Origin of the sequence: Haloarcula rubripromontorii (genome assembly GCF_001280425.1) — an archaeon.
Classification (GTDB): Archaea; Halobacteriota; Halobacteria; order Halobacteriales; family Haloarculaceae; genus Haloarcula; species Haloarcula rubripromontorii.
On the sequence record NZ_LIUF01000002.1, the window covers coordinates 1 to 25317 of the forward strand.

The 25317-nt window shown below is 63.5% G+C and carries 26 protein-coding genes and 1 pseudogene; 12 read left to right on the forward strand and 15 right to left on the reverse strand.

The window, feature by feature from the left end; genetic code table 11:
• Together AMS69_RS05230 and engB are read right to left on the reverse strand one after the other, a co-directional pair.
• Positions 1 to 182 (reverse strand): annotated as a pseudogene (locus tag AMS69_RS05230) (IS5/IS1182 family transposase); the annotation flags it as partial.
• Positions 183 to 280: 98 nt separating this feature from the next.
• The gene (gene engB / locus AMS69_RS05235) at positions 281 to 898 is read right to left on the reverse strand and encodes a GTP-binding protein EngB (protein ID WP_053967045.1); all 618 of its coding nucleotides are present in this window, start codon (positions 896 to 898) and stop codon (positions 281 to 283) included.
• Between the two features lie 147 nt (positions 899 to 1045).
• Here engB and AMS69_RS05240 point away from each other — a divergent pair, with 147 nt between their 5' ends.
• The gene (locus AMS69_RS05240) at positions 1046 to 2326 is read left to right on the forward strand and encodes a TIGR00341 family protein (RefSeq protein ID WP_053967046.1); all 1281 of its coding nucleotides are present in this window, start codon (positions 1046 to 1048) and stop codon (positions 2324 to 2326) included.
• Positions 2327 to 2387: 61 nt separating this feature from the next.
• Positions 2388 to 3098: an SIMPL domain-containing protein gene (locus AMS69_RS05245; RefSeq protein WP_053967047.1), complete on the forward strand. Its 711-nt coding sequence runs from the start codon at positions 2388 to 2390 to the stop codon at positions 3096 to 3098.
• A gap of 140 nt (positions 3099 to 3238) precedes the next feature.
• On the opposite strand, the gene AMS69_RS05250 is transcribed toward AMS69_RS05245, so the two are convergent.
• Positions 3239 to 4234 (reverse strand): NOG1 family protein, encoded by a 996-nt coding sequence (locus tag AMS69_RS05250; protein WP_053967048.1) that lies wholly within the window; start codon positions 4232 to 4234, stop codon positions 3239 to 3241.
• 94 nt (positions 4235 to 4328) lie between these two features.
• Between AMS69_RS05250 and AMS69_RS05255 the strand changes: the two genes are divergently transcribed.
• Positions 4329 to 4646 (forward strand): ASCH domain-containing protein, encoded by a 318-nt coding sequence (locus AMS69_RS05255; protein ID WP_053967049.1) that lies wholly within the window; start codon positions 4329 to 4331, stop codon positions 4644 to 4646.
• 28 nt (positions 4647 to 4674) lie between these two features.
• Here AMS69_RS05255 and AMS69_RS05260 read toward each other — a convergent pair whose 3' ends face one another.
• From AMS69_RS05260 to pdxT, 3 genes are all read right to left on the reverse strand, one after another.
• Positions 4675 to 6609, reverse strand: a complete 1935-nt coding sequence (locus tag AMS69_RS05260) for a response regulator (protein ID WP_053967050.1) — start codon at positions 6607 to 6609, stop codon at positions 4675 to 4677.
• A gap of 61 nt (positions 6610 to 6670) precedes the next feature.
• Entirely contained in the window at positions 6671 to 6967 is a 297-nt protein-coding gene (hisE, locus tag AMS69_RS05265) for a phosphoribosyl-ATP diphosphatase (protein ID WP_053967051.1), read from the reverse strand.
• Between the two features lie 36 nt (positions 6968 to 7003).
• Entirely contained in the window at positions 7004 to 7597 is a 594-nt protein-coding gene (gene pdxT, locus AMS69_RS05270) for a pyridoxal 5'-phosphate synthase glutaminase subunit PdxT (protein WP_053967052.1), read from the reverse strand.
• Between the two features lie 162 nt (positions 7598 to 7759).
• On the opposite strand from pdxT, the gene AMS69_RS05275 reads away from it, so the two are divergent.
• On the forward strand, positions 7760 to 8794 hold the full coding sequence (locus tag AMS69_RS05275) for a PrsW family intramembrane metalloprotease (RefSeq protein ID WP_053967053.1): 1035 nt from the start codon (positions 7760 to 7762) through the stop codon (positions 8792 to 8794).
• On the opposite strand, the gene AMS69_RS05280 is transcribed toward AMS69_RS05275, so the two are convergent.
• Entirely contained in the window at positions 8791 to 9369 is a 579-nt protein-coding gene (locus tag AMS69_RS05280) for a riboflavin synthase (protein ID WP_053967054.1), read from the reverse strand. The genes AMS69_RS05275 and AMS69_RS05280 overlap by 4 nt on opposite strands.
• 128 nt (positions 9370 to 9497) lie before the next feature.
• Between AMS69_RS05280 and AMS69_RS20550 the strand changes: the two genes are divergently transcribed.
• On the forward strand, positions 9498 to 9644 hold the full coding sequence (locus AMS69_RS20550; RefSeq protein WP_170082776.1) for a hypothetical protein: 147 nt from the start codon (positions 9498 to 9500) through the stop codon (positions 9642 to 9644).
• Here AMS69_RS20550 and AMS69_RS05285 read toward each other — a convergent pair.
• A complete protein-coding gene (locus AMS69_RS05285) occupies positions 9641 to 10846 on the reverse strand; it encodes a phosphoglycerate kinase (RefSeq protein WP_202904522.1) in 1206 nt (401 codons plus the stop codon). The two genes, AMS69_RS20550 and AMS69_RS05285, sit on opposite strands and share 4 nt — an antisense overlap.
• A gap of 300 nt (positions 10847 to 11146) precedes the next feature.
• Positions 11147 to 12151: a type I glyceraldehyde-3-phosphate dehydrogenase gene (gene gap / locus AMS69_RS05290; RefSeq protein WP_053967056.1), complete on the reverse strand. Its 1005-nt coding sequence runs from the start codon at positions 12149 to 12151 to the stop codon at positions 11147 to 11149.
• Positions 12152 to 12351: 200 nt separating this feature from the next.
• On the opposite strand from gap, the gene AMS69_RS05295 reads away from it, so the two are divergent.
• Entirely contained in the window at positions 12352 to 12738 is a 387-nt protein-coding gene (locus tag AMS69_RS05295) for an Hsp20/alpha crystallin family protein (protein WP_004590910.1), read from the forward strand.
• 51 nt (positions 12739 to 12789) lie between these two features.
• On the opposite strand, the gene AMS69_RS05300 is transcribed toward AMS69_RS05295, so the two are convergent.
• Positions 12790 to 13653, reverse strand: coding sequence for an ATP-grasp domain-containing protein (locus AMS69_RS05300; protein WP_053967057.1), 864 nt, complete (start codon positions 13651 to 13653; stop codon positions 12790 to 12792).
• A gap of 187 nt (positions 13654 to 13840) precedes the next feature.
• Between AMS69_RS05300 and AMS69_RS05305 the strand changes: the two genes are divergently transcribed.
• Entirely contained in the window at positions 13841 to 14272 is a 432-nt protein-coding gene (locus tag AMS69_RS05305; RefSeq protein ID WP_053967058.1) for a universal stress protein, read from the forward strand.
• A gap of 66 nt (positions 14273 to 14338) precedes the next feature.
• On the opposite strand, the gene AMS69_RS05310 is transcribed toward AMS69_RS05305, so the two are convergent.
• Positions 14339 to 14536: a hypothetical protein gene (locus AMS69_RS05310; protein WP_053967059.1), complete on the reverse strand. Its 198-nt coding sequence runs from the start codon at positions 14534 to 14536 to the stop codon at positions 14339 to 14341.
• Between the two features lie 49 nt (positions 14537 to 14585).
• Here AMS69_RS05310 and AMS69_RS21035 point away from each other — a divergent pair, with 49 nt between their 5' ends.
• A complete protein-coding gene (locus AMS69_RS21035) occupies positions 14586 to 14714 on the forward strand; it encodes a hypothetical protein (RefSeq protein WP_274377999.1) in 129 nt (42 codons plus the stop codon).
• 1 nt (position 14715) lies between these two features.
• Here the strand turns inward: AMS69_RS21035 and AMS69_RS05315 are convergent, their stop codons facing one another.
• A complete protein-coding gene (locus tag AMS69_RS05315; RefSeq protein WP_053967060.1) occupies positions 14716 to 15249 on the reverse strand; it encodes a 50S ribosomal protein L16 in 534 nt (177 codons plus the stop codon).
• Positions 15250 to 15467: 218 nt separating this feature from the next.
• Here AMS69_RS05315 and AMS69_RS05320 point away from each other — a divergent pair, with 218 nt between their 5' ends.
• Positions 15468 to 16466: a glutathione S-transferase family protein gene (locus AMS69_RS05320; RefSeq protein WP_053967061.1), complete on the forward strand. Its 999-nt coding sequence runs from the start codon at positions 15468 to 15470 to the stop codon at positions 16464 to 16466.
• Positions 16467 to 16574: 108 nt separating this feature from the next.
• Positions 16575 to 17048 carry a type IV pilin gene (locus AMS69_RS05325; protein WP_053967832.1) on the forward strand — a complete coding sequence of 158 codons (474 nt, stop codon included), beginning with the start codon at positions 16575 to 16577 and terminating at the stop codon, positions 17046 to 17048.
• A gap of 33 nt (positions 17049 to 17081) precedes the next feature.
• On the opposite strand, the gene AMS69_RS05330 is transcribed toward AMS69_RS05325, so the two are convergent.
• On the reverse strand, positions 17082 to 18134 hold the full coding sequence (locus AMS69_RS05330; RefSeq protein ID WP_053967062.1) for a TrmB family transcriptional regulator: 1053 nt from the start codon (positions 18132 to 18134) through the stop codon (positions 17082 to 17084).
• Between the two features lie 172 nt (positions 18135 to 18306).
• Here AMS69_RS05330 and AMS69_RS05335 point away from each other — a divergent pair, with 172 nt between their 5' ends.
• Positions 18307 to 20325, forward strand: coding sequence for a glycoside hydrolase family 15 protein (locus tag AMS69_RS05335; RefSeq protein WP_053967063.1), 2019 nt, complete (start codon positions 18307 to 18309; stop codon positions 20323 to 20325).
• Positions 20326 to 20467: 142 nt separating this feature from the next.
• Here the strand turns inward: AMS69_RS05335 and AMS69_RS05340 are convergent, their stop codons facing one another.
• Both AMS69_RS05340 and AMS69_RS05345 read right to left on the reverse strand, forming a co-directional pair.
• Entirely contained in the window at positions 20468 to 21634 is a 1167-nt protein-coding gene (locus AMS69_RS05340) for an ABC transporter ATP-binding protein (RefSeq protein ID WP_053967064.1), read from the reverse strand.
• Positions 21635 to 21726: 92 nt separating this feature from the next.
• Positions 21727 to 23826 (reverse strand): alpha-amylase family glycosyl hydrolase, encoded by a 2100-nt coding sequence (locus tag AMS69_RS05345; RefSeq protein WP_053967065.1) that lies wholly within the window; start codon positions 23824 to 23826, stop codon positions 21727 to 21729.
• A 210-nt stretch (positions 23827 to 24036) separates the two neighbouring features.
• Here AMS69_RS05345 and AMS69_RS05350 point away from each other — a divergent pair, with 210 nt between their 5' ends.
• The gene (locus tag AMS69_RS05350) at positions 24037 to 25317 is read left to right on the forward strand and encodes an extracellular solute-binding protein (RefSeq protein ID WP_202904523.1); all 1281 of its coding nucleotides are present in this window, start codon (positions 24037 to 24039) and stop codon (positions 25315 to 25317) included.

Consider the following 25317-nt stretch of genomic DNA (forward strand, 5'->3'; position numbering starts at 1 on the left):
TTCAGGAGGTCTATCGTCATCCGGTAGGACGTGTCGAGGTAAATCCGCAGACAATGGAGGGAGACGAGCGCATAGTCGGCGAATCCGCCGCCACCTTCCGGGGCGGCGGATTCGTCTCCATCGCCAGTAACTCTTTGAGAAATCGGGACAATCTCGCCAGTGAAGCGGGAGATTTGCGTCATGACCATTCGCAGTCTCCCGCTTCAACTCCTTTGATTTAGCGACCTATCCCGTCGCCATCTAGTGATTCAACACAGCCTCTGAATCCGAACAACGCTGTTCAGAAGAACTGGAACAGATCGTCACGCTGGGCGTCGTGAAGGTGGTGTCGGATAGCCTCGTTCAGTGGCTCGATGGCGCCGCGTTTCGCAGTTATCGGTGCGATAGTCTCCTGCCACTGTTGCCATGGCGGATGGAGTCCGAGTCGGTCACAGAGGTCGTTCAGGCGCTCATCCCTGTCATCAACCTTGTCCATTTTGTTGACGGCGACGACCGGTTCGACGCCGACCTCTCGGAGGAAGTGAAACATCTCCACGTCGTGTGGGATCTCGTCGGGGCCGGAGTGGCGGTCGATGATGTCGATGACCGATTTGCCGTCCACGACGAGGATACCGACGAGAATCTGGTCGGCATTTCGCTCGACGTACTGGACCACGTCGGTCTTGATTTCTTCGCGGACATCTTCTGGAACGCCTTTCATGTACCCGAAGCCGGGGAGGTCGCTGATAACGAAATCGGCGCTGGCCCAGTCGAAGTGGTTGGGTGAACGGGTGACGCCGGGTCGCTGGCCTGTATCGAACGTGTGGCCCGTTATTTCGCGCATCAACGTCGATTTCCCGACGTTGGACCGGCCGACGAGCACCACCTCGGCGTCCCGGTCCGGTCGTGATTCGAACATACTCGGTGTACTCCGCCAGCGGGGAAAAACGCGTTCGTTTTGGGCGGACCGACGGCTCTGGAATTCACAATGGTACTTTCATCCGTCGCAGAACTTGGGGCCGGCTGACTAGCCGCCTTTTTGGTGTCGGGGGCCCCACCCGGAGCCGTGCGGCTGGTACAGATACTGATTCCCACAGGGAAGCGCGACGCCGTTCTGGGCGTGTTGGCCGAGGAGGGCATAGATTACGTGCTCACCGACGAGACGAGCGGACGGGGGTTTACCGCCGTCGTTACCTTTCCAGTCCCGACCAACGCGCTCGAACCAGTCCTCGAAGAGTTGCGGGACGTTGGTATCAACGACGACGGCTACACGGTCGTCGTGGATGCGAACACCGTCATCTCCAGCCAGTTCGACGAGCTAGAGGAGAAGTACTCAGAGGAGGAGGACGAGGACCGCATCGCGCGGGAGGAACTCACGTCGAAAGCAAACGACCTCGCGCCCTCGATGTCGAACTATGCGCTGATGACGGTCATCAGCGCGATTATCGCGACTGCGGGGCTTCTGCTCGACTCCCCGGCCGTCGTCGTCGGTTCGATGGTCATCGCACCGCTCATCGGCCCGGCGATGACCGCCAACGTCGGCACCGTCGTTGACGACCACGAGATGTTCGCACAGGGCGTCAAACTGCAGGCTATCGGGCTCGGACTCGCCGTGGCAAGCGCGACTGTCTTCGCCCTGCTCGTCCGGCACGCCAACGTCATCCCGCCGCTCGCTGACGTGACCTCAGTCGGGCAGATACGTGAGCGGGTCGCCCCCGACTTCCTCTCGCTGATCGTCGCACTCGGCGCTGGCGCGGCCGGCGTCGTTAGCCTCACTAGCGGGGTCTCAACGGCGCTGGTCGGTGTCATGATTGCTGTCGCACTCATCCCGCCGGCGGCCACGGTCGGCATCGGCATCGCGTGGGGCCAGCCGCTCGTCAGTCTCGGATCTGCCGTGTTGCTGCTGGTGAACGTCCTCTCTATCAACCTCGCGGTGCTCGTCGGACTCTGGTATCAGGGGTACCGCCCCGAACACTGGTTTCAGGAGAGCAACGCGCGGTCGGCGACTGTCAAACGAATCGGCGTCCTCGTCGTCTCAATACTCGTCCTCTCGGCGTTTCTGGGCGGTGTGACGCTGGACTCCTACCAGCGAGCGACGACGGAGTCGGACATCCACGAGGGCATTGAAGCTAGCGTCGACCCGCCGGCGAGTGTCCTGTCGGTCGAAGTCGAGTCGACGAACACCGCCATCTTCCAACAGCCGCGCCGCGTCGTCGTCACTGTCGGCCTGCCGCCGGACGCGGAGCAGCCACTGCTTGCCGACCAGCTCGATACCATAGCTGACGACGCGGCCGGTCGAGACGTTGCGACGGAAGTTCACTACGTCACTGTCGAACGGAACGGCTGACGCTCAAAACCGACTTTGAGCGTTCGACGACATAAATACCGCTGGGCGTGTCGGAGACGGTATGGTATCACGACCACTCGCAATCGCTGGCGTGCTGGCACTGCTCATTGTCGGCGGCGTCGGGTTCGCACTTGCGGACACCGGGACCGTCGCGCCGTCGACGAATTCGACCGTGAGCGTCAGCGCCGATGCGACCGTCGAACGCGCGCCCGACCGTGCAACTGTAACCGTCGCCGCGGTGGGTCGCGGTGAGACCGCCGAAGCGGCGCGAAACAACCTCAGCGGTGATGCTGACGCCATCACGTCGGCCCTGGAAGGCGAGGGCGCAGACGTGACTTCCTCGCGGTTCCAGATCCGCCCCGAGTACGAGCAGAGCCGAGAGGGCCGCGAACAGGTCGGCTACGTGGCGATACACACCGTCGAAGCCGAAACGAGCAATGTTTCGACTGCCGGGACGCTCATCGATGCCGCAGTCGACGCCGGCGCGGACCGCGTTGAGGGTGTCCGATACTCACTGAGCGAGGAGACGAGACAGGATGCTCGCGAAGAGGCCCTGACGACCGCCATGGACAACGCCCGGACGGACGCCGAAGTCGTCGCCACCGCAGAGGGACGGTCCGTCGGTGACGCGGTCACGATTCAGACCAGCAACCACGGCCGGCCTGTCGTGTACGCGGAAGCGATGGCCGCCGACGCCGGCGGGCGGACGAGCATCCAGCCCGGCGATGTCACTGTCGACGCCTCTGTCAGTGTCACCTACGAGCTAGACTAAGACGTCTTTCTCGCCACTCCACGCCTCGTTCGTGTTTTCAAAATATCGCCCGCTGGCGACTGCAGTCCTCGCGCGTCGCTGCGTTCCCCGCTCGGAGTGTCCGAGACGCCGCCCGATGGTCGGCGTCTCGCTACCTCTCGCTACTCGTCGAACGGCAGTTCGAGTTCGTAGTCCACCGCGTCGATAGCGGCCTGCAACACGCCGTCGACGTTGTCGTCTTCGGTGACGCTCATGTAGTGGTCGGCCTCTACGTCCGTCGAGAGGTCGCTCTTGTTCGCGATGGTCAGCACGGGCACGTCGAAGCGCGCTTCGATGGCGTTTCGGAGTTCAAGCTGGTCCGCGAGCGGATAGCCACACTCGCCACTTGGGTCGATAAACACGAGGACCGCGTCAGCGAGGTGTTCGAGCGCGCTCACGGCCTGTGACTCGATTTCGTTTCGTTCCTCCGGCGGCCGGTCGAGCAGACCGGGGGTGTCGACGAGCTGGTAGCGGATACGCTGGTCCTCGAAATGGCCAACGCGGATCTGTGTCGTCGTGAACGGATACGAGGCGATCTCGTTGTCGGCCCGCGTGACGCGGTTGACGAACGACGACTTCCCGACGTTAGGGTAGCCGGCAACGACGATGGCTGGCTCGTCCGGGCGGATGTCGGGAATATCTTTGAGGGCGTTGTGCGCGGTCGAGATAGCGGCGAGGTCGTCTTCGACTTCTTCGACGACGTCAGCGATACGGGCAAAGGCCTGCTTGCGGAGCTTCCGGGCGGTGTCGATGTCTCCGCGGGCGACGCGGCTCTCGTACTCTTGGCGGATCTCGACGACCTTGTCGGCGGCCCACGAGATCTCTGACAGGTGCTGTTTCAGCGCGTCGATACCGGGGTCGTCGTCCGCGGGGTAGGCTTCGCCGACGACAGCGTCGGCGAGTTCGACGTAGAAGGGGTCGAGGTTATCAATCGTCGGCCACGCGGTCACCACGTTCTCCATGTTGTCGGAGGCGATGTTCGACGCCGTCATCAGCATCGACTGCTGGGCTTCGTTCCCGTCCTTGGCCCCGCCGGCGCGTGACGCCCGCGAGAAGGCTTTGTCCACGAGCTCCTCGGCAGTGGGCGTCGTCGGCAGACCCTCGAAGGGATGGCTCATAGGTTCCGTTGACGGCCGGAGCGTAAAAGCGCGTTCAATCGCGGCCCAAACTGTTGCGAGTCACGTTTTTGAGCGTCCCGGACACAGGTCTGGTATGGCACAGATTGACGCCGGCGAGATTCTCCCCAACGACCACGTCCAGCAGATGGCGGCTGAGGGTCGGGTTACCCAGATGCACCGCGGCCACCAGTACGCCGACGAGGGCGACACCTTCGAGATAGACGGCACCGAATTCGAGGTAACAGACGTAACACACCGGACGCTGGGCGACCTGACTGACGAGGACGCACAGCGAGAGGGGTCGGCGGACCTCGACGCGTACAAGGAGCGCATGAAGAACGTCCACGGCAGTTTCGAGTGGGACGACGACAGCGAGGTCGTCCGGCACCGATTCGCCCCCGTCGACGAGTAGCGCCGCGACGAAGAGACGACTGAGCGCCTTATTCTTCCGCTATCACGTCGACGCCGGTAAACTCGAAGCGTGCGCCGCCAGTATCACTCTCAGTGAGTGTGACCGTCCAGTCGTGGGCAGTGGCGATCTGTGATACTATTGAGAGTCCGAACCCGGTGCCGTCGGTCGTCGTCGAGTAACCGCTTTCGAACACTGTCTCCCGGTCGGATTCGGGGACGCCCGGGCCGTCGTCTGAGACGGCGAACCCGTCCGGAATCTCGGTAACGGTTATCGTTACGGCCGAACTGCCGTGTCTGTCGGCACCCTCTGACTGCAGTCGACTGTCCGTAGCGCTGTGCTCTACGGCGTTTCGGATCAGGTTCTCCAGCAACTGTTTGAGCCGCGTCATGTCTGCCTGTATCTTGCGGTCAGTGTCGACCACCAGTGCCGCGTCACCGGTATCGACTACCTCCCAGCAGTCAGTGACTGCCGTCGCCAGTGCCACCGTTTCCATCTCCGCGACGCTGTCGCCGGTCCGGGCAAGCAACAGCAGGTCGTCTATCAACGCTTGCATCCGGTCGAGTGCCTGCTCTATCGCATCGATGTTGTCGTCGTCACATGCCTCCGAAAGCGCACCCAACCGGCCGATTGCGACGTTCAGGGGGTTGCGAAGGTCGTGACTGACGACCGTGGCGAACTGCTCCAGCCGGTCGTTTTGCGCCGACAGCTCCTGCTCACGGTCGCGGAGCTGCCTGTCGCGCTCGACGGCGGCGAGGGCGACCTCCATGTTCGCCGCGAGGATCCGTCCAGCGACGATGTCTGCCTCGTTGAAGGCGTCGACGGTCGCCGACGCGGCGATGAGAATGCCGTGTCCTCCCAGTGGCAGATACAGTTCGCTGCGTGTCGGCGTCTCGGGGTTCTGTACGTCTTCGTCCAGCCGCACGTCGGGAACTGCGGTTGCCTCGCCGCTCTCGTACACCCGCCAGGCGATGCTGTCGCCCGGCCCAAACGTCGGGATATCACCGATCAGCTTCCGAGCCGACGCGGTGGCGGCGACGGGCTCTAACCGGCCATCGTCGTTGATGAGGTGGACTGCGTTCGCGTCGAGTCCGATGATATCTGCGGCGGCGTTGACGCCGATGCCGGCGACTTCGTTGCGGACTTCGGCAGCCATCAACTCTCGCGTGGCCTCGTGTAGCGCTTCGAGTCGACGCTCGCGCTCGTCAGTATCGCTTCGGTCGCTGATGACGGTCACTGTACTGTCTTCGCTGTCCCAGGTCACGTCACACGCCGTGACGCTGGCCTGGACGTTGTTGCCGGCCAGCGTCCGTATCGTCCGTTCGACGTAATCGGCCGTCTGGTCGTCCTTGACGACGCGCTCGACGGCCGCGGTCCCGCAGCCTGCCGGCTCGACGAGTTCAGTCAGCGGCCGGTCACGGAGTTCGTCGCTGTCGGCGGCACCGAACAGCTCAACTGCCGCTGGGTTCGCGTACACGATAGTGCTGGCGACGCTGACGAGGACCGCATCGTTCGTCGCGTCGAGAATTCGTTTCGTCCGTTCCTGTGCGGCCTCAGCCGTTGCTTTCGCTTTGACTCGCTCGACGGCGTTTCGGATTCGCTGTGCGAGGACGGCGTACTGCTGTGACCCGTGCGTTTTCTGAATGTAGTCGGTGACGCCGGCCGCGATTGCGTTGCTCGCAAGCGTTTCGCTCCCCTGACTGGTGAAAAGCAGGAACGGTAGGTCCGGGTCTCTGGCTCGGACCGTTTCCAGGAACTCTAGCCCGTCGATACCCGGCATGTCGTAGTCACTGACGATGCAGTCCACGTCGTGCTCGTCCAGATACGACAGTCCGTCTGTCGCACTCGTGACGCCGGTGGCGTCCATCGCCGTGTCCTTGCGTTCGAGATGTGTCGCGATAAGATCGGCGTACGATGGTTCGTCATCGACACAGAGGACTGTAACGCCCGACGCCACATGGCCCATGGACTTCGATATGCACCGTGTCGGTGTCAATCTATCGTGCCCTGTACCTGACGAGCGGAACTTATCGTCGTTTCGCCAGCTCTGCCCGCAAGTCGTCGACATCCATCTCCTTCATCGACAGCAGGACGAGCAGGTGATAGACGATGTCGGCCGATTCGTGGGCCAGCTCCTCGCGGTCGTCGTCTTTGGCCGCCAGAATCAGTTCGGTTGTCTCCTCGCCGAGCTTCTCCAGCACGGCGTTTTCGCCCTTTTCATGGGTGAACAGCGACGCAGTATAGGAGTCTTCGGGAAGGTTCGCCTTGCGGTCCTCGATGACAGCGAACAGTTCGTCGATAACGTCGGCGGTGTCGTCGCTCATAGCCGCTGTTCGGCCAGCGGGGCCTTCAGGCCGTCGCTACGACTCCACGGAGTCGAAAAAGGCCAGGTCGTGGATGCGCGGATCCTCGGTCAGCTCGGGGTGGAACGACGTGCCGACGACCGGGCCGTCACGGACCGCGACCGGGCGGTCGTCCCACGTCGCCAGCACTTCGACGTCCTCGCCCACGTAGTCGATGACCGGTGCGCGGATGAACACCGCCGGGAACGCCTCATCGAGCCCGGCCACGTCAAGTGGCGCTTCGAAGCTGTCTTTCTGTCGCCCGAACGCGTTGCGTTCGACGGAGATGTCGATGACGTTCAGCGTGTCGACGCGGTCGTCCTGTGCGTCGGTCGCGCTGACGATGAGCCCGGCACACGTCGCAAGCACCGGCTTGCCGGCTTCGACGTGGGCTTCGATCTCTTCTGCGATCCCTTCCCGGTGGATAAGCCGCGAAATCGTGGTCGATTCCCCGCCCGGTAGCAACAGGACATCGCAGTCAGGGACCAGCCCTGCTTCGCGTATCTCGACGACCTCCGCAGTCCGGTCGTGGGCCGCTGCTGCCCGCTCGATTGCGTCCCCGTGTTCAGAGACATCGCCCTGAACCGCGAGTACACCCGCGCGTAGCGTCATGGCTTTCTGTTGGTGGCCCCGTGCGAAAAGCCTCTCGTCTCCTGCAAGTGTCCGCTCTGGCGGGAATCTGACTGAACACAGTGTCGGGCGTACCGTCACCCACTGCTCGCTCGGCTATCACCGAACCAAACGGTTAGGTGAGACGGACTGTAGACGTGGCACATGGGAAAGCGACGGCAGGACCCGGTCGAAGTAAACGCGGACGGGTCGGCAGACCTCTATGAGATATCGACTTGGGAGCCCCGGTCGACGCTGGACCGGTTCGCCCACTGGCTCTACCACATCGGCATACGGACGCTGCGGTATCTCGTCGTTATCACAGCTATCGCGATTCTCCTCCTGCAGGTCGCGTTCGGGAGCCTTGGCGCGCTCGGCGACCAGCCGCTGTTTGCCGGCATGGCCATCCTCTCCGCCGTGCCGGCCCTCGGTCTCGCGGCGTACATCTACTACGCCGACGTGACCACGCAGGAACCGCTGACGCTGCTCGTGGGGACGTTCCTCCTTGGCGTGCTGTTCGCTGGCTTCGCGGGCGTGCTCAACGGTATTTTCGGTAGACCGGTACAGGCCATCGGCTCCGGGTTCGGCCTGGTACCGTTTCTCGGCCAGGTGTTCTTCTTCTTCCTCATTGTCGGCCCTGTCGAGGAGACGGTAAAGCTGCTTGCGGTGCGCCTGTACGCCTTCCGTGACACCCGCTTCGACGCCGTCGTCGACGGCGCGGTGTACGGGGCCGTCGCCGGCCTGGGCTTTGCGACCATCGAGAACGCGCTGTACATCACGCAGAACACCGAAATGACCGCCGGAACAGTACAGTTACTCGCCGCCAGCAGCGACATCACTGCGGTCAGAGCGCTCGCGGGGCCGGGCCACGTCATCTACTCGGCCTTTGCCGGCTACTATCTCGGTCTGGCGAAATTCAATCCGGACGATGCCGGCCCCATCGTCCTGAAAGGATTGCTCATCGCTTCGCTCATCCACGCCGTTTACAACACGCTGGCCAGCCCAGTGACGGCCATCGCGGCCACGATATACAACGTCGACTTCCTCGTCGCGTTCTTCGGCTTCGTCATCGTGTACGACTCCATCTTTGGCCTCCTGTTGCTGAAGAAGATTCACGCGTATCGACAAGCGTACAGCCGTGCGCACGAGGACCCGGACGAGACTACGATTCATCCGGAGCAGACTGAGTTCGACCCTTAAACCAGCTGTTCGACGTATTTTGCGACCACGTCGACCTCCAGATGGACCGGATCGCCGACGGACTTCGCCGAGAGCGTCGTCTCGGCGTAGGTCGTCGGGATGATAGCCACGTCGAACTCCTCGGAGCGCCGGTCGGCAACGGTCAGGCTGATGCCGTCGACCGTTATCGACCCTTTCTGAACCAGGTAGTCCCGATGCGCTTCGGGGAGAGAGAAGGTGAACGTCCAGTCTTCTCCCTCCTGTTCGATACCGACGATTTCGGCTGTCGTATCGACGTGGCCCTGCACGATGTGGCCGTCGAACCGCCCGTCGGCGGGCATCGCCCGCTCAAGGTTCACCCGGTCCCCACCGTCGAGGTCGTCGAAGAACGTCCGGGCAAGAGTCTCCTGAGCGAGAAACACCTCGAACCACTCGCCGTCGACCGCCTTCTCGACGGTGAGACAGACGCCGCTGACGCTGATCGACTGGCCGTGGTCAAGTCCGTCGAACGGCGCGCCGATCCGCATCCGACGCCCGCCCTCGTCGTCAATAACCGCCTGCACCTCGCCGGTCGTCTCGACGATTCCGGTGAACATATTCCAGATACGTCGCGGCTGGCGGAAAGCACTTCGCTTCCCGGAGACAGAATATAGACTCGGAACCGAGTAATTATTTACACTACCTGAGCAGAAGGAATTTATCCTCGCCGCTGGTACTGCTGCGTATGGCAGCCACGCCCGACGCTGAGCACGACTGGACTGCCCGCCACGCCCGGACTGAACCGACCGAAACCGGTCGCCTCGTCGAGGTGCCCGACGAACTACTCGGAGACTGGGATCTGCGACACGCCGAGACGAAAGGCCGCAGTTAACGCTGTAGCACTTCGACGCCGACCAGCTGTGCGCCGGTCAGTGCTCGGATGTACGCTCCGCCCGCGATAGAGACGTGGCCGAACTCGTCTTCTTCCATCCCGTACATTTCGATGGCTCGTGAGGTGTCACCGCCGCCGACGACGGAGAAGCAGTCGGTGTCCGCGATGGCTTCGAGCACGCCGGCGGTCCCGACGGAGAACCGCTCGTCCTCGAACATGCCGAGTGCGCCTTTCACGAAGACGGCCTCGGAGTCGCGGATGACTGGCGAGTACTCCATGACGGTCTCGCTGCCAACGTCGAGGTAGGAGACAGTCTTCTCCTCGATGTCGTCGACGGCCTGCTCGGCGCGGTCGCCGGCTCCGTCTTCGTAGGCCAGGTCGACCGCGAGCGTGATCTGGTCGCGGTGGTCTTCGAGCATGGCCTCGATCTTCTCGCTGTTCTGTTCCCACTGCTCGTCGTAGAGGTTCGCGTCGTCGATGTCGTAGCCGACCGGGTAGCCCGCGGCCCGCAGGAACAACTCCCCAGCGATACCGCCCAGCAGGAAGTCGTCGACCGTCTCGTCGAGATGGGTCATCACGTCGATGACATCGGTGGCTTTCGTCCCGCCGACGACCATCGTCACCCGGCCGTCGAACTCCTTCTCGGCGATGGCGGTGTTGGCCTCGTACTCAGTCTCCATCACGCGGCCGGCGTAGGCGTCCATCACAAGCGGGAAGCCGACGAGCGAGGCGTGCGAGCGGTGGGCTGCGGAGTAGGCGTCGTTGATGTAGGCGTCGAACTCGTCTTTGAGGGTCTGGACGAACTCCGTCTGGGCCTTCACCTCGGGGTCTTCCTCCGGGAGTTCGTCGTCGCACATTCGCGTGTTCTCTAGCACGAGGACGTCGCCGCTATCGAGGGCCGCGATATCGTGAATCGCCTGTGGCCCGTAGGTCTCGTCGACGAAGTCCACGTCGTGGTCGATGTGTTCGGCGAGGATGTCGGCGTGCTGGGAAAGTGAGACGAAATCGTCGCGGCCCGGGCGACCCTGGTGGGCCAGCACCGCGACCTCGAACCCACGGTCGACGAGTTCGCTGATCGTCTCCGCGTGGCGGTCGAACCGTCGGTTGTCCCGTACTGTGCCGTCCTCCACCGGTGAATTGAGATCGAGTCGGACGAGAACGCGCTGTCCGTCGTCGAGGTCATCGAGCGTCTGGAAAGTCATCATTCGAGAGGAAACCTGCCGGCCGCTTAACGGTTTCCGAGTCCGAACAGCAAGCGGCCTGTTGGGGGAGTAACGCCGCTACTTGCCTTGCTGTCAGTGTAAAAATGGGGTCGGAGAGGGGTGGGGACACCTGCGCCGTACACAGCCGACGCCGGGACACGGCGCGCCGACTGTGGAAACGGGCCTGTGTCGACACACAGAGCCAACCAGGGGTCAGGTGCTGGTTCGGGCTCTATGTGTGTCTTATTCTTACTGAATAATAATTATAAACCTTACTGACGTCGAAAACCGTTTCCGCGCTTACTCCGTGATGTACTCGGCCACGTCGAGCATCCGGTTCGAGAAGCCGTACTCGTTGTCGTACCAGGTGAGTATCTTCGTCATCCCGGAGACGACGTTCGTCGACTGCAGGTCGACCTGCGTGGAGTAGGGGTCCCCGAGGATGTCCGAGGAGACGACATCGTCGCTCGTGACGCCCAGCACGCCCTCGAGTTCGCCGGCAGCGGCCTCCTCGAAAGCGGCGTTGACGTCGCTCTCCGTCACGTCGTCGTCAAGATCGACGACGAACTCGGTGATAGAGCCGTTCGGCACCGGGACGCGGATGGCCATCCCATCGAGCTTGCCCTCAAGCTCGGGCAGGACTTCGGTGGCCGCCTGCGCGGCACCGGTCGAGGTCGGGATGATGTTCTCGGCGGCGGCGCGGCGACGACGGGGCTTGCCGTTCGGGCCGTCCATCAGGTTCTGGGAGCCGGTGTATGCGTGGACCGTCGTCAGCTGGCCAGCGTTGATGCCGAACTCCTCGTCGAGGACCTTCGCGACCGGCGTGATGGAGTTGGTCGTACAGGAGGCGTTCGAGACGACGTCTTCGCCGTCGTACTCGTCGTGGTTGACGCCGTAGACGAGCTGTTTGACCGGCTCCTCGCCCTTCGGCGGCGCGGAGATGAGGACCTTGTCGGCACCTGCATCGAGGTGCTGGCTCGCGTCCTCCTTGGTGCGGAAGATGCCGGTCGCCTCGAAGGCCACGTCCACGTCGAGGTCGTCCCACGGGAGCTGTGTGGGGTCGGTCTCGTGGAAGACGCCCGCCTCGAAGTCGGTTCCGTCGACCGTGAGGACGCCGTCGTCGACGCTGGCACCTTCGAGTTCGCCCATGACAGTGTCGTACTGGGCGAAGTAGTCGATCTCCGAATCGTCCATCACGTCGTTGATGCCGACAATCTCGACGTTGTCGTTGTGTAACGATGCGCGGAATACGTTGCGGCCGATACGGCCGAAGCCGTTGAGGCCGACGCGAACTGGCTCACTCATTGGTGTCTAGAGAGGCAGTCGGTCAGTGTAAAGTGTTTTCGGATTTGTTGTAAATTTGTGTTTGTTTATGCGTGTTCGAGCTCGAATGATTAATAGTGAGGGTGCTATCTCGACTGAGGTGCCCCCTCGACAGTATCTGTTGGCAGATACTAGATTCGTCCGAAGGCTTTTGAAACGGACGGACGTACTGACCGATAGGAATGAGACGCGATGACAGTGACGACCCGTTCGACGAGTTCTTCCGGGAAATAGAGCGGATGATGGACGAGATGATGGGGGCTGAAGGCGATGTCCACATCGACCGGGACACCGGTGGCGGTGGGGCCGATCTCCACGTCGACGTTCACGAAACCGACGAGGAGATCCGGGTCGTCGCTGACGTTCCGGGTGTCGACAAGGATGCAATCGACCTCAAGTGCGACGGGACTGTCCTCACGATCAACGCCGAAAGTCCGGAGCGCGAGTACCACGAACGACTGACGCTACCGACTCGCGTCGACGAGCACTCCGCCGCCGCGACGTACAACAACGGTATCCTCGAAGTCACCTTCGACCCCGAAGAGGACTCCGCGGACATCGAACTGTAGCGCGCACAGCAGCGGTCTGTTTTGTCACGCGAGAACAACGCACTCGCTTCGCTACTGCTTCGCGGTTTCCCGTATCAATGCCGCGAGATCGTCCCAGAAGCCGTCCTCGTACTTCGTCGCCGAGTCGATTGTCGGGCGGGCGTTCGTTTCGTTGACTACTGCGCGGTCTTCGGTCACCAGCAGGTCGACGCCGAGGTACGGAATCGCCAGCTCATCGGCCGCGTCTTCGGCCAGTTCCCGCAGCTCTGTTGGCAGTTCCTGCCCTTCCGCCTCGGCCCCGCGGTGGACGTTGTGCTTCCAGCGGCCCCGTTCGCGGCTTGCTTCGGGGAGGCGGCGCTCGACCGCGCCGACGTACTCGCCGTCGATGACCATCACGCGGTAGTCTGTGGCGTCGGCGATGTACTCCTGAACGAGAAACGACTGGTCGCCGACCGCGCGATAGTCGTGGACCAGATCAAGATAGTCGACGATGCCGAGAAACGAATCCAGATCGTGGGCCTTGGCCACGCCGACGCCGCGGGTCGTCGAGTTCGGCTTCACGACTACGGGCGGATCGAACCGCTCGAACGCTGCGGTCAGTTCAGCCTCGCTCGCCGGGTTCGACACGACGACAGTCTCGGGGACGGGAACGCCCGCACGGCCGAGTCGTGACAGTACGTCGGCCTTGTTCCGCGAGCGGAGGATGGCCTCGCGGTCGTTGACCCACGGCACGCCCAGCATGGCGTCGGCGACGGCCCCCTCCATGATTCGGGACGGATAGACGAAGCCCACGTCGTATTCGCCGAAGGGACTCTCGTCCAGCGCGAGCGTCCGCTCGGCCGTCTCAACGTGGCCCACCTCGATATCCCGGGCCGCCAGCGGTTGCTGCATCCGCTCGAAGGTCTCGGCGTTCGTGGCGACGGCCAGCCTGTGCATAGCGTGCAGTTGTCTTGGAGAAATAAAACACGCTCGCAGCCGCTTTCGAGACACGCTGACTGTTCCATTACGTAGTGCGCACTGCTCGCTGCTGACCACAGCGTACCGGTGCATAATCGATGAATACACACTGATTGGAAGAATAGCCAGACAAACACTAAGTATACTGCGGGAAAATGGGTCATGCGTGTACAACGACATTCTCTTCCCGACGGACGGAAGCGACGGCGCGGACGAAGCGCTCGCACACGCGCTTGAACTGGCGGAGACACACGACTCCACGATCCACGTACTCTCTGTCGTCGATTCGACATATATCGGGAGTGCCGCGGCAGAAGCGACGACCATCGAATCCCTGCAGAAACAGACCGAGGAGGTCATCGACGAGACGGTCGACGATATCGCCGACCACGGTGCGCCCGTCGTCGCCGAGCACCGAATGGGTGATCCGTACGAGGAGATTATCGACTACGCCGAGACTGCTGATATCGATATGATCGTCATGGGAACCCACGGCCGGAGCGGTCTGGACCGGTTTCTGCTGGGGAGCGTCACCGAGAAGGTCGTCCGGACAGCAGACGCACCGGTGTTGACTGTCCGGTTGCCCGACGATACGTAGCGTCACCTGCCAGCCCTACCGGTCGCCTGCGTGGCGTGCGGGCCGTTTCACAGTCGTCCTACTGCGTCACTCGCCGCGTCGACGCCGCCGGAGCACCCACAGCACGAGGAGCGCGCCCTCGACACGGGCGGCACTGTACACCCACGGACGAAGGTCTATGTCGTCGGCCTCTGTCGTTGCGAGTCCCATCCAAAAGTCGACGACCTTCCGGGGCCGGAGCAGTTCGAGAACGCCGAGAGCCAGGAGTGCGAGTCGGAGTACCATGTGAGGAAGTACGCGGGATGGGTGCAAGAGAATTGTGGGTGCTGATAACATGGGTCGAGAACGTAGCTACGTTCCGCTACCCAGCGACCGGGATGTCACTCAGGACTTGAGCGGCGCGGAAAACGAAGTCGAGACGGTCAGTCTGCCGTCCGAACGGCAAGCGACCGCCGCTGTCTGAGTTACGCGATCAGCAGTTCCTCTCCCCGCTCGACCTTGATGCGGCAAGAGGGCGTGATCTTGTTGTAGGCACGGCGGAACGCTTCCTTGACGTGCTCTGCATCCTCGACGTTGCAGTAGGCGGTGAACAGCTGTTCGCCGGCCTGAACGCGAGCGGCGGTACCGACGATCTTCCCGAAGGCGGCCCGCATCCCGTCGGAGACACGGTCGGCCCCGGCACCGGTCGCCTGCTTGTTCTCGCGCAGGACCTGGTGGGGGAATTTCCGCAGCGTCATCTTGTAATCGCCCTCTTCGCCGAGTTCCTTGATCATGTGGCGGTTGGCCGACAGGCGGGAGGCCTCCAGCGAGCCGTGACGGAGCTGGACGGTCTCCTCGACGATGAGGCTGATCTGGACGGGGTAATCGTCCGCGTCCTTCTGTTTGCGGCCCATCTTGTGCTGTGCGATCTTCGAACCGGGAATGCCCGTGATGTATTCGCGTCGGGTGTACGCGGGCTTGTCGATGTCCCGGTACATTGAGGCGGGTTTGTCCGACATAGGTACTCTTGGAGAATACGTCGCCGAGCGGCCCAATAAGGGCTTCGAACCCGCTCGACGGCGTGCCGTGCTGTCTCACACAGCGGCCTGCGACCGCGAGCGGCCCCGCATCGACCGTTGTCGTGACCGGGCTCCCGTCTCGGCCCGGTGTGAGCCGTCGCCGGTAACACCGCTGTCACCGCGCTCTTTTACTGCTTGCACGCGTATCTATGGTACCGATGAATATGCTCGTCGACGGCGAGTGGCGGACCGACGCGTACGAAACGACGAACGAGGACGGGGCCTTCGACCGGCAGGACACCACCTTCCGTGACCGGATCGAGGACGACCCCGACGCGCGGTTCCAGCCCGAGGCCGGCCGGTATCACCTGTACGCCTGCCGCGCCTGCCCGTGGGCCCACCGAATTCTGGTTGCCCGGAAGCTCCTGGGACTGGAAGACGCCATCACCGTCGACTACGTCGATCCGTATCGTGGCGAGGGGGGTTGGCAGTTCACGCCCGAGAAGGCGGGTTGTACGCCGGATACGGTCAACGGCGCGGACTACCTCCGCGAGGTCTATGCCGAAGCCGACCCCGACGCGACCTGTCGCGTGACCGTTCCTGTGCTGTGGGACAAACAGGAGGAGACCATCGTCAACAACGAGTCCGAAGAGATTCTCCGGATGCTGGACACCGAGTTCGACGACGTGGCCGAGAACGACGTGGATCTCTACCCCGAAGGCTACCAGGACGAGGTCGACCGCATCATCGACGACATCTACGAGCCAATCAACAACGGCGTCTACCGCTGTGGCTTCGCCGACAGCCAGTCGGCATATGACGAGGCCGTCGAGGAGCTGTTCGACGCCCTCGACCACTGGGACGCGGTACTCGAAGACCAGCGCTTCCTCGCCGGCGACCGCCTGACCGAGGCGGATGTCTGCATGTTCACGACGCTGGTGCGCTTCGACGAGGTGTACCACACCCACTTCATGTGCAACCACAAGCTCATCCGCGAGTACGACAACCTCTGGCCGTACCTCCGAGACCTCTACCAGCTCCCCGGTGTCGCCGAGACGGTGAACATGGACCACATTACGGAGCACTACTACACCACGCACCCCGACGTGAGCCCAAAGCGCATCGTCCCGATGGGTCCCGACCCCGACTTCGAGGCCGACCACCACCGGGACGAACTGCCGGGCGACCTCCCCGAGACGCTGTTCCCGACAGCGTAACCGGGTGGTATCGCTGTCAGATATCGAACGCTGAGCCGACGCTGTTCCTTTTATATACTCAGTTCTCACCTGTGGTCAATGAGTCGGGTAGATGGTCGAAACCGGGCTGTGAGCCCGGTGATTGGTGTTGTTATTCTCGTCGGCATTGTTGCCATTCTCGCCGCCACCGTCGGTGTGTTTGCGCTTGGCTTCAACGAGCAGCAACCGACACAAGCTCCGCAGGTCGCTATCGTGGCCGACTACAACGAGCGGACCACCGGCAACGGGGAGTACCTGAACCTCAGCTTCAAAAGCGGAGACACCGTCTACAGGGACAACCTCACCGTCGTCGTCTCCGGTGCCAAGAGTTCCGGCGGTAGCGACGTGACGCTGGACTCCGATCCGATACAGGCACAGGCTTCGACGCGGATTACGTCGGGAACAGAGATTACAATCCATCGGGGACAGTTCTCCGGAATCCCGAGCGGAGAACAGCTGGACCTGCGTGACGCGACGCTTCGACTCGTCTGGGACCCCGTAAGTGAACCGGGGTCGGAAACGTACGTCATCTACCGCTGGCCGGACCCGAGCCGGCGCAACTGAGCCGCTCGGAGCCTGTCGGCGGGACGATATCAGTCACTCGGCCAACGAGAGCGTAACCTCGTCGGTTTCGTAGTCCTCGATGAACGACCCGGGCCCGCCAAGCGAGACCGTCCTATCGCCGATATCGACGATTAGCGTGTGTTCGATAGGATATGAGTTGGTCTCCGGCTCGACGAGCCCCTGTTTCGTCTCGACGACAGTCCCCTCGATGGTGGTGGTGTCATCGTCGGCCTGCACCGCCCGGACCTCCGCGGAGACCTGCACGTCGTGGTCGGCGCGCAGGTGCAGCGTCGCCTGGAGGACGGCGTGGCGGAAGTCGTGGTAGGCGGCCGGGAGCGGAGCCGGGTCGGTGACGGTTTCCTCGGTGGCCATCAACCAGTAGTTCCCGAGGAACGACCCCGACAGCACGGGGACAAGCTGTTGCTGGACGAAGGCGATGGCGCGCTGGTCGGAGTTGGTGCGTGTCACCATTTCCGTCGGGGAGACGAGGCCGAACTGGGCGTCGACGGTGAGCATAATCGGCATCGCCTGGTCCCACGACCGGACCACGGAGGCCAGCCCGCTCGCGTCGTCAGGGCGCAGGCCGTCGGCACTACTGACGACAAGCACGACGAGGACGCCGCGGTCGACGGCCGCGGTCAGTTCCTCCGAGATCTCGGGGAGGTACTGCTGTGGAACCGACAGCATAATTTCGCGTTCCGCGTTTCTGATGTACTCCGTGAGCCGCTTGATGACTGTCACCCGTGATTTGATAACATCGAACTGTTGCGGTTCCCGAGCACTCGCCGAGTATCGAGAATCGAGCGCGCCGCTCATCTCTTCGAGTCGGTCGGTCAGGGCATCGATGACTTCCTCTGGCGGTCGGGCGCGGATCGTCGTCGGCACGACGTGGTCGTTGACCTCGACGAACCCGCGGTCTTCGAGCGATTCGCTGATGCTGTAGACGTACCGTTTGGAGACGCCAGTGTCGTCGGCGATTTCGCTGGCCGTGGCCTCGCCGCTGCCGAGGATCGACAGGTACGTGTCGACTTCCTTCTCCGACAGGCCCAGTTGTCCCAGCCTGTCCCTGAGAGTCGAATCGTCCATCTGTTCACATCTGGTAACGGCGGCGGATAATTGTGTTTCGGTGCTGTGTAGCCCGGAGACACCATCGAAACGCCGCCGGCGAACGAGTCGCCGGCTGTCCAAAGGCTGCTTTCACAAGAATGAAAAACTATTACACCATATTTTATATCCCCTGCAGTGGTGTCTCTCTCCAATGACGCTCCGGACGGCACTCAACGACTTCAAGCGGACGCGGGACCGTCGCCATCAGTTTCCGGGCGAGTTCCGCTCTACGACGGGCATGTTCTCCGGACTCGACGGCCGGTTGGTGCATGTCGACAGCGATGGCTCGCTGCGGGACTACTCCTATCCGCTGTGTGGGCTCACTGGCATCGATCGCTCGCGGTTCGGCGTCGAGACGGACTCGACGACGTGGTTCGGTCCCGACGCCGACCAGCGGTACCGCGGCGATGCCGGCGTCGTCGAGACAGTCCACGACTGCGGCGACTGGGCCGTCGTCCAGACGGACTGCACCATCGAACAGGCCCACGTCACCCGCTTCGAGCTTCGCGGCGACGCGCCCGCTGACGTGTCGTTGCGGGCGTTCGTCGATTTCGCACCAGACGGGCGGAACGGCCAGCAGAGCCTGCTGATGCACGGCAACGCTGTCGAGGCATACCACCGCTCTGAACACGACTTCATCGGCGTCTCCACCGAACTCGACACTGCGGTGGGCCAGATTCCCGAACGGTTCCCCGAACTCGTCGACGACGACCCCGTCTCCTTCCCCCGGGCCACCGGGGCGCGGCGGTACGAGGACACGACGCTGACCGGCGGCGTCCTGCTGTCCGCGCCGTTCGTCGACGGCGGCGTCACGCTGGCGACGCTGCTTACCGACACGGCTGATACCGACCGCGACGCGGCGCTGTCGACCATCGAACGGCTGGTGAGCGACCACTACACCTCGGAGACGGTACTCGAAGCAGGCCAGGCACAGCGGCGGTGGAGCGTCCCCGCGGAGACGCCGAGGCATGAAAGCGTCGTGGCCGACCTCCGCGTCCTCTCGCTGCTTTCGGCTGCGAACGGTGCCAGAATCGCCGCACCCGACTTCGACCCGTACTACGTTACCTCCGGGGGCTACGGCTACACGTGGTTCCGCGATGACGCCGAGATATCGGCGTTCCTGCTCGAAGCCGACGGGACGTTCGACCTCGGGCTCGATTCGTGGCACCAGCGCTCCGCCGAATTCTACTGTCGCACCCAGCAACCGGACGGGAGCTGGCCCCACCGCGTCTGGCCCGGCGACGAAACGCTCGCGCCGGGCTGGGCGAACGCCCGGCTCGAAAGCGGTTCTGACGCGGACTATCAGGCCGACCAGACCGCGAGCGTCACCACCTTCCTCGCGACGTATCTCCGGACCGGCGAGCCAGCCGACCCGGAACGAATCGAAGCCACGCTCGGACGCGCCGTCGAGAGCATCGACGACACACTGGCCGACGACGGTCTCCCCATCGCTTGCCAGAACGCCTGGGAGAACATGCAGGGCCGATTCACGCACACCGCTGCGACCTTCTTGCACGCCTACGCGGCCGTCGCTCGCGCGCCCGTCTGCGCCACGCTCCGGGACCACGCCCGGGCACAGGCCGAGACAGTGCTATCAGCTCTGGACGCGCTCTGGACCGGTGACCGCTATGCCCTTCGCGAACACGACGGCACAGTCGACGACCGACTGGACTCCGCGACGCTGGCTCTCCCAGCGGCCTGTCGCGCCGCCGCCCAGACGGTCGACCTGCCGGCGGAGACCCGCGACCGGCTCTGCACCCACGTCGAGACGACACTCGACGGGCTGGAACGGGACACTGGCGACATCCGCGGCCTCATCCGCTTCGAGGGCGACGACTGGCGGCGCGGTTCACAAGACCGCGAGAAAGTCTGGACTGTCTCGACCGCGTGGGGCGCAAACAGTGCCGCACAGCTGGGGACCCTCTTGCGTGATGCCGACGACAGCCGAGCGACGGCAGCCTACGCCCGCTCACGGGACCTGCTGGGGGAGATTCTTCCCGGTGGCTCGCTCGTTCAGTCCAGCGGGTATCTCCCCGAGCAACTGTTCGACGACGGGACGCCGGACTGTGGCACGCCGCTTGGCTGGCCTCACGCGCTCCGGCTGGCAACTGTGGCGCACCTCGCTGACGCCGGGGAACGCACCGCCGAGCCGCTGAGCGCCCGCGAGTAAACCCCTGTCACTGGGCACTCGCGAGGCCCCGCTTTACGCGGACCGAACTACTTGACGGGAGCAACCGTCGCGGAGGGCCGTAGGGAGTCTATCTCTAGTCGAAAACGGGGACTACATCTGGACGTGGATCACTGGCTATCGTCTACTGCGGCGGTGCAACGGGCGCGTCTTCGCTGGCCGTAACTGCTTCGCCAGTCTCCGGGTCGAACAGATGGACGGCGGATTCGTCGAACGACACCTGAACTTGATCGCCGATGGCCGGCTCCACGTCGGTGCTCACCCTGGCGATGAAATCCGGTGCACCGTCGCCCTCGAATCCGGTCTTCGATTCGCCCAGATCGAGATAGAGGTAATTGTCGCTGCCGATAGGTTCGAGCACGTCGACCGTCGCCGGGACTGCGTCCTGGTCGCCACCATTGCTGACGGAAACGTGTTCCGGGCGGATACCCAGCACGTACGACCCCTGCTGGATATCGCCGAAGGAACCGGCACGACCGCCCGTGAGGTCATAGGAGAAGTCATCGTGTGCGCCGGTGAGCTGCACGCCGCTACCGAGTGGCGCTGCGGTCACGTCGAGGAAATTCATCGAGGGTGAGCCGACGAAGCCGCCGACGAACTGGTTCGTCGGGTTCTCGTACACTGTCTTCGGCCGACCGGCCTGCTGGAGTTTCCCGTCGTTGAGGATGACGATGCGGTCGCCCATCGTCATCGCCTCCTCCTGGTCGTGGGTGACGTAGACGGCCGTAATTCCGAGTTCCTCCTGCAGCCGCTGGATTTCGGTCCGCATCGTCGTCCGGAGCTTCGCGTCGAGGTTGCTGAGTGGCTCGTCGAAGAGGAATACGTCCGGCTCACGGACGATGGCGCGTCCGAGCGCGACTCGCTGTTTCTGCCCGCCGGAGAGCTGGTCCGGGGTGTCATCCAGCAGGTCGCCGATGCCCATCATCTCGGCCGTTTCGGTGACTCGCTCTTGCCGTTCTGCCTTCGAGAGGTCCGTACTCATCCGGAGACCGAACGCCATGTTCTGCCGGATGGACTTGTGCGGGTACAGCGCGTAGTTCTGGAACACCATCGCCACGTCACGCTTGCGGGCGTGGACATCGGTCACATCTTCGTCGCCGATACGGATACGGCCGCTCGTCGGCCGTTCGAGGCCGGCAATCATCCGAAGTGTCGTCGACTTCCCGCACCCCGAGGGGCCGACGACCGTTACGAACTCCCCGTCGTCGATAGTCAGGTCGATGTCGTCGACTGCCACGATGGAGCCACCGTCGAACTCCTTGCGGAGACCGTCTAGTTCGAGACTCGCCATTACACAGAGTCTCACACCCATCGCTAATAAGTTTGATGGGATTTTTCATAGAAGTTCTAGTCGTGCCGGTGCGGGTTCGGAGCCGGCCGCTGTCAGCGACCGCTCGCCGCCGGTACCACGACGATATCTCCGACTGCAACCGTCCCGTCGCTACCGACCGGTGCGCCACCGAGAAGGTCTGTGTCTCCGACTGGTGTGTCGAGCGAAACGTTCGCCGTGCCGTCGCCGAAGTGCAGCACGACCACCAGCCTCTCATCGCCGTCGGTGCGTTCGTAGGCGACGACTCCGTCCGAATCGCCTGTTTCGACGGTGTGGGGAACCGGATGCACCCCGGGCGCGCGGAGTGAGGCGTGGTCCGCTCGCAGCGCGACCAGTCGCCGGTGGAAGTCGGTCAGCGCGTTGTCGCCGTCATGCCAGCGCATCGTCCCGCGCTGCTGTTCGACGCCGCGCTCCTGCCCGGCGTATATCATCGGCGTCCCGGGGAGCGTGAACGTCGCCCCGACGGCGGCCCGTAGCGACGCGCCCCCGCAGTCGTCGATATAGCGGTCTTCGTCGTGGTTATCGACGTATCGCATGTGGCCGGCGTGGTCGGGGTAGCCGTGTTCAGCCGTCGCGTCAAGCGCTTCGAACAGCGCCGACGCCGGCTCCTCGCCGGTCCCGATGTCGCGGAGCGTGTCGAACAGGTCTGTGTCGTAGTGAACGTCGAACTCGTTTTCGGCGAAGGCGGCATCACGCGGGACTGTCTCGTCGAGGAGCAGGAACTCGGTGTCGTCGGCTTTCACCCGCTCGCGGACCTCCTTCCAGAACCCGTGTGGCACGCCCCAGGCCACGTCACAGCGGAACCCGTCGACCACGTCGCGCCATTCGTCAACCACGTCAAGCATCCAGCGGCGGACGGCCAGCGAGTCGTAGTTGAGGTTCGGAATCCGCGTCCAGTTGAAGTAGTGTCCCGGCGCGTCCTCGCCCGCCCAGTCGACATCCGAGACGTCGCGTTCGGCCGGGACTCGCTCGTAGTAGTCGGCGTACTCGGGGACGCCAGCCCGGTGGAGCTGGAAGGCCGGATGGTCCCGCGAGCTGTGGTTGATAACCAGGTCGAAGACGACCCGGATGCCCGCGTCGTGGAGCCGGTCGACCAGCGACTCGAACTCCTCGCGCGTTCCCAGGTCCGCAGCGGTGTCGAAGAAGTCCGTGATGTGGTAGCCGTGACGGGTCGGACTCGCCTGAACGGGGGTGAGCCACACCACGTCGACGCCCAGTGACTCGATATAGCGGACCCGCCGCTCGATGGCCTCGAAGGATGTGTCGACGGTTTCGCCGGCGAACGACCGGACGAATATCTCGTAGATGGTAGCGTCGCTGGCCCAGGCCGGTGGATCTGCCGGCCGCGAGACGGACAGCGTCTCGCCCGTGGCCGTCTCTCCGCCCCCGGTCCCGCCGTCGCGTTCCACGACTAGCGTATCCGCGACGCTGTGGCGCTCGGCGACGGCCACCGCGTGCACGCGGGCCGTTTCGGGGAGTCCTTCCTGTGGCACCCGGAGTTCGTCGCCGTCGACGGTCACGGCCGACTCTTCCAGCGTGTCTCGGCCGTCGAGGTAGAACTCGACTTCCGGTTTGCCCCCCGACGGGGCCGCGCAGGCGTCTGCAGAGACGACGAGGTCGCCGTCCACCGTTTCACTGGCGAGTTCGACCCGGGGGCGACCGGGACCTTCGACGGTGACCTCGTCGGTCGCGGTCGACTCGAAGGAGCCGTCGAAACTGAAACTGGCGTGGTGGGTCCCCGGTGGGAGTTCGGTCTCGATGACCCACTCGTCACCGTCGCGCTCGGCCCAGTGTGTTCCCATCGTGAAGTCGTTGAACTTCCCGATGACGATAGCGCGGTCAGCGACCGTGAGGGCACCGTCGTTGTCGTCGAAGTCGTCCGCTGTGACGCTGAACTGTGCCGTCTCGGTGACGCCCGGGAACGCTCGGATGATTTGTTCGTATGTGCCGTCTGGCACGGTTAGTTCGGCTCGATAGACGCCCGGGGCATCTGGTTCGAGATGACAGACCGAGCCGTCGCCAAGCGTCGCCGTACTCGCCGCCGGTCGCTCGACGACCCGCCACTCGGCAGCCATATCGGGGTCGGGCCGGCGCGGGGCCAGTTCCACCGATTCGCCGACGGTAGCGAACCGCGGCGGGCCTGGGTGGTGCATACGCCTATGATTCGCGGTTGGTACTGTGAGTGTTACGCTTCCGCTCTAATTTTAGAGAAAATAGTACTTCATATCTTTTGCCGGGCGGAATCTCTGAAACCGACACACGGCGAGGCGACTTCGCGCTGTCTCTCGGAATCTATCATCATTGTCTCCTTCTATTTCCGAATGATTTAAGTTATGAAGGACTATTTCATCCCATATCTATCCATGACAATGGAACGACGGACGGTACTCAAACGGATCGGCGGTGTCGGGGCGGCTACAGCCCTTGCTGGCTGTAGTGTGCAAGAGCAGGGCAGTGGCGGCTCGGACGGCGAAACGGCTTCCGGCGACGGCTCAGGCGACGGGGCAAGCGATGGGAGTCAGCAGTCCGGCGGGACCGCGACGGCGTGGTACCAGCTTCAGGACTCGGAGATCCCTGCACGCAAGGACGCGATGCAGACGTTCGCGAGCGAGACGGAGTTCGGCGTCGATGGGTCGGACATCTCCAACATGGAAAAGAAGACAACGAGCGCTATTCCGGCCGGGCAGGGGCCGGAGATATTCGAGTGGGCACACGACTGGGTGGGCGACTACTACCAGCGGGAGTTCGTCGTCGACCAGTCCGACGAACTCTCCGTGAGCTTAGACCAGTTCACGGAGGCTGCCGCCTCCGCCGTCCAGTTCGACGACGCCGTCGTCGGCCTCCCGCACTCGGCGGAGACGGTGACGCTAATCTACAACGCGGACATCGTCGACGAAGCGCCCGAGACTATCGACGATATGGTGGCGGCGATGGAGGAGTACCACGACCCGAGCAGCAGCCAGTACGGTCTCGCCGCGCCGTTCGATCCGTACTTCACGAGCGGGTGGATCCAGGCCTTCGGTGGCTACTACTTCGACCCGGAGCAGGACCCGGCGCTCGGGCTGGATGCCGACGAAGCTATCGAGGGGCTTCAGTTCGCTCTCGACACCCTCCGTCCGTACATGCCCGACGACCCGAACTACGAACCGCAGGCCGCGACGTTTTCGGAGGGCAACGCCGCCTTCGCGGTCAACGGGCCGTGGTACCTGGCGACGCTGAACCAGAGCGACGTGAACTACGAGGTGGCGACGTTCCCTGCCATCGACGGCGGCGAGGTGACGCCGTACACCGGCATCTCGATGTGGTACTTCGCGGACGCGATGAGCGAGGGCGGGGCCGACGCGACGGCCGCCCGGAACTTCGTCGAGTGGTTCGCCACCAACGAGGACCACGCCACGCGCCTCGCCAAGGAACAGGGCGCGATTCCGGTACTCGACAGTCTCGTCGGCAGTGACGACCTTCCCGACCACGTCCAGACGTACTCCCAGACCGTCAGTCAGGGCGTCCCGATGCCGACCGACCCGCGCATGAACAAGGTGTGGTCGCCGCTCGAGAACGCCCTCATCGAAGCGTTCAACGGCGACGCGAGCGCCGAGGACGCACTGACGACCGCCGCTGAAGAAATCCGCAGCAACTGGGAGTAA

What these genes read in the sequence shown, in the direction of transcription:
- AMS69_RS05255 (WP_053967049.1), top strand. Translation starts at nt 4,329, where the DNA reads ATGGCACAGATTGACGCCGGCGAGATTCTCCCCAACGACCACGTCCAG.
- engB (WP_053967045.1), bottom strand. Translation starts at nt 898, where the DNA reads ATGTTCGAATCACGACCGGACCGGGACGCCGAGGTGGTGCTCGTCGGC.
- AMS69_RS05320 (WP_053967061.1), top strand. Translation starts at nt 15,468, where the DNA reads ATGAATATGCTCGTCGACGGCGAGTGGCGGACCGACGCGTACGAAACG.
- AMS69_RS05310 (WP_053967059.1), bottom strand. Translation starts at nt 14,536, where the DNA reads ATGGTACTCCGACTCGCACTCCTGGCTCTCGGCGTTCTCGAACTGCTC.
- AMS69_RS05300 (WP_053967057.1), bottom strand. Translation starts at nt 13,653, where the DNA reads ATGCACAGGCTGGCCGTCGCCACGAACGCCGAGACCTTCGAGCGGATG.
- AMS69_RS05275 (WP_053967053.1), top strand. Translation starts at nt 7,760, where the DNA reads ATGGGAAAGCGACGGCAGGACCCGGTCGAAGTAAACGCGGACGGGTCG.
- AMS69_RS05345 (WP_053967065.1), bottom strand. Translation starts at nt 23,826, where the DNA reads ATGCACCACCCAGGCCCGCCGCGGTTCGCTACCGTCGGCGAATCGGTG.
- AMS69_RS05330 (WP_053967062.1), bottom strand. Translation starts at nt 18,134, where the DNA reads ATGGACGATTCGACTCTCAGGGACAGGCTGGGACAACTGGGCCTGTCG.
- AMS69_RS05245 (WP_053967047.1), top strand. Translation starts at nt 2,388, where the DNA reads ATGGTATCACGACCACTCGCAATCGCTGGCGTGCTGGCACTGCTCATT.
- gap (WP_053967056.1), bottom strand. Translation starts at nt 12,151, where the DNA reads ATGAGTGAGCCAGTTCGCGTCGGCCTCAACGGCTTCGGCCGTATCGGC.
- AMS69_RS20550 (WP_170082776.1), top strand. Translation starts at nt 9,498, where the DNA reads ATGGCAGCCACGCCCGACGCTGAGCACGACTGGACTGCCCGCCACGCC.
- pdxT (WP_053967052.1), bottom strand. Translation starts at nt 7,597, where the DNA reads ATGACGCTACGCGCGGGTGTACTCGCGGTTCAGGGCGATGTCTCTGAA.
- AMS69_RS05315 (WP_053967060.1), bottom strand. Translation starts at nt 15,249, where the DNA reads ATGTCGGACAAACCCGCCTCAATGTACCGGGACATCGACAAGCCCGCG.
- AMS69_RS21035 (WP_274377999.1), top strand. Translation starts at nt 14,586, where the DNA reads ATGGGTCGAGAACGTAGCTACGTTCCGCTACCCAGCGACCGGGATGTC.
- AMS69_RS05250 (WP_053967048.1), bottom strand. Translation starts at nt 4,234, where the DNA reads ATGAGCCATCCCTTCGAGGGTCTGCCGACGACGCCCACTGCCGAGGAG.
- AMS69_RS05335 (WP_053967063.1), top strand. Translation starts at nt 18,307, where the DNA reads ATGACGCTCCGGACGGCACTCAACGACTTCAAGCGGACGCGGGACCGT.
- AMS69_RS05340 (WP_053967064.1), bottom strand. Translation starts at nt 21,634, where the DNA reads ATGGCGAGTCTCGAACTAGACGGTCTCCGCAAGGAGTTCGACGGTGGC.
- AMS69_RS05280 (WP_053967054.1), bottom strand. Translation starts at nt 9,369, where the DNA reads ATGTTCACCGGAATCGTCGAGACGACCGGCGAGGTGCAGGCGGTTATT.
- AMS69_RS05260 (WP_053967050.1), bottom strand. Translation starts at nt 6,609, where the DNA reads ATGGGCCATGTGGCGTCGGGCGTTACAGTCCTCTGTGTCGATGACGAA.
- AMS69_RS05295 (WP_004590910.1), top strand. Translation starts at nt 12,352, where the DNA reads ATGAGACGCGATGACAGTGACGACCCGTTCGACGAGTTCTTCCGGGAA.
- hisE (WP_053967051.1), bottom strand. Translation starts at nt 6,967, where the DNA reads ATGAGCGACGACACCGCCGACGTTATCGACGAACTGTTCGCTGTCATC.
- AMS69_RS05285 (WP_202904522.1), bottom strand. Translation starts at nt 10,846, where the DNA reads ATGACTTTCCAGACGCTCGATGACCTCGACGACGGACAGCGCGTTCTC.
- AMS69_RS05350 (WP_202904523.1), top strand. Translation starts at nt 24,037, where the DNA reads ATGACAATGGAACGACGGACGGTACTCAAACGGATCGGCGGTGTCGGG.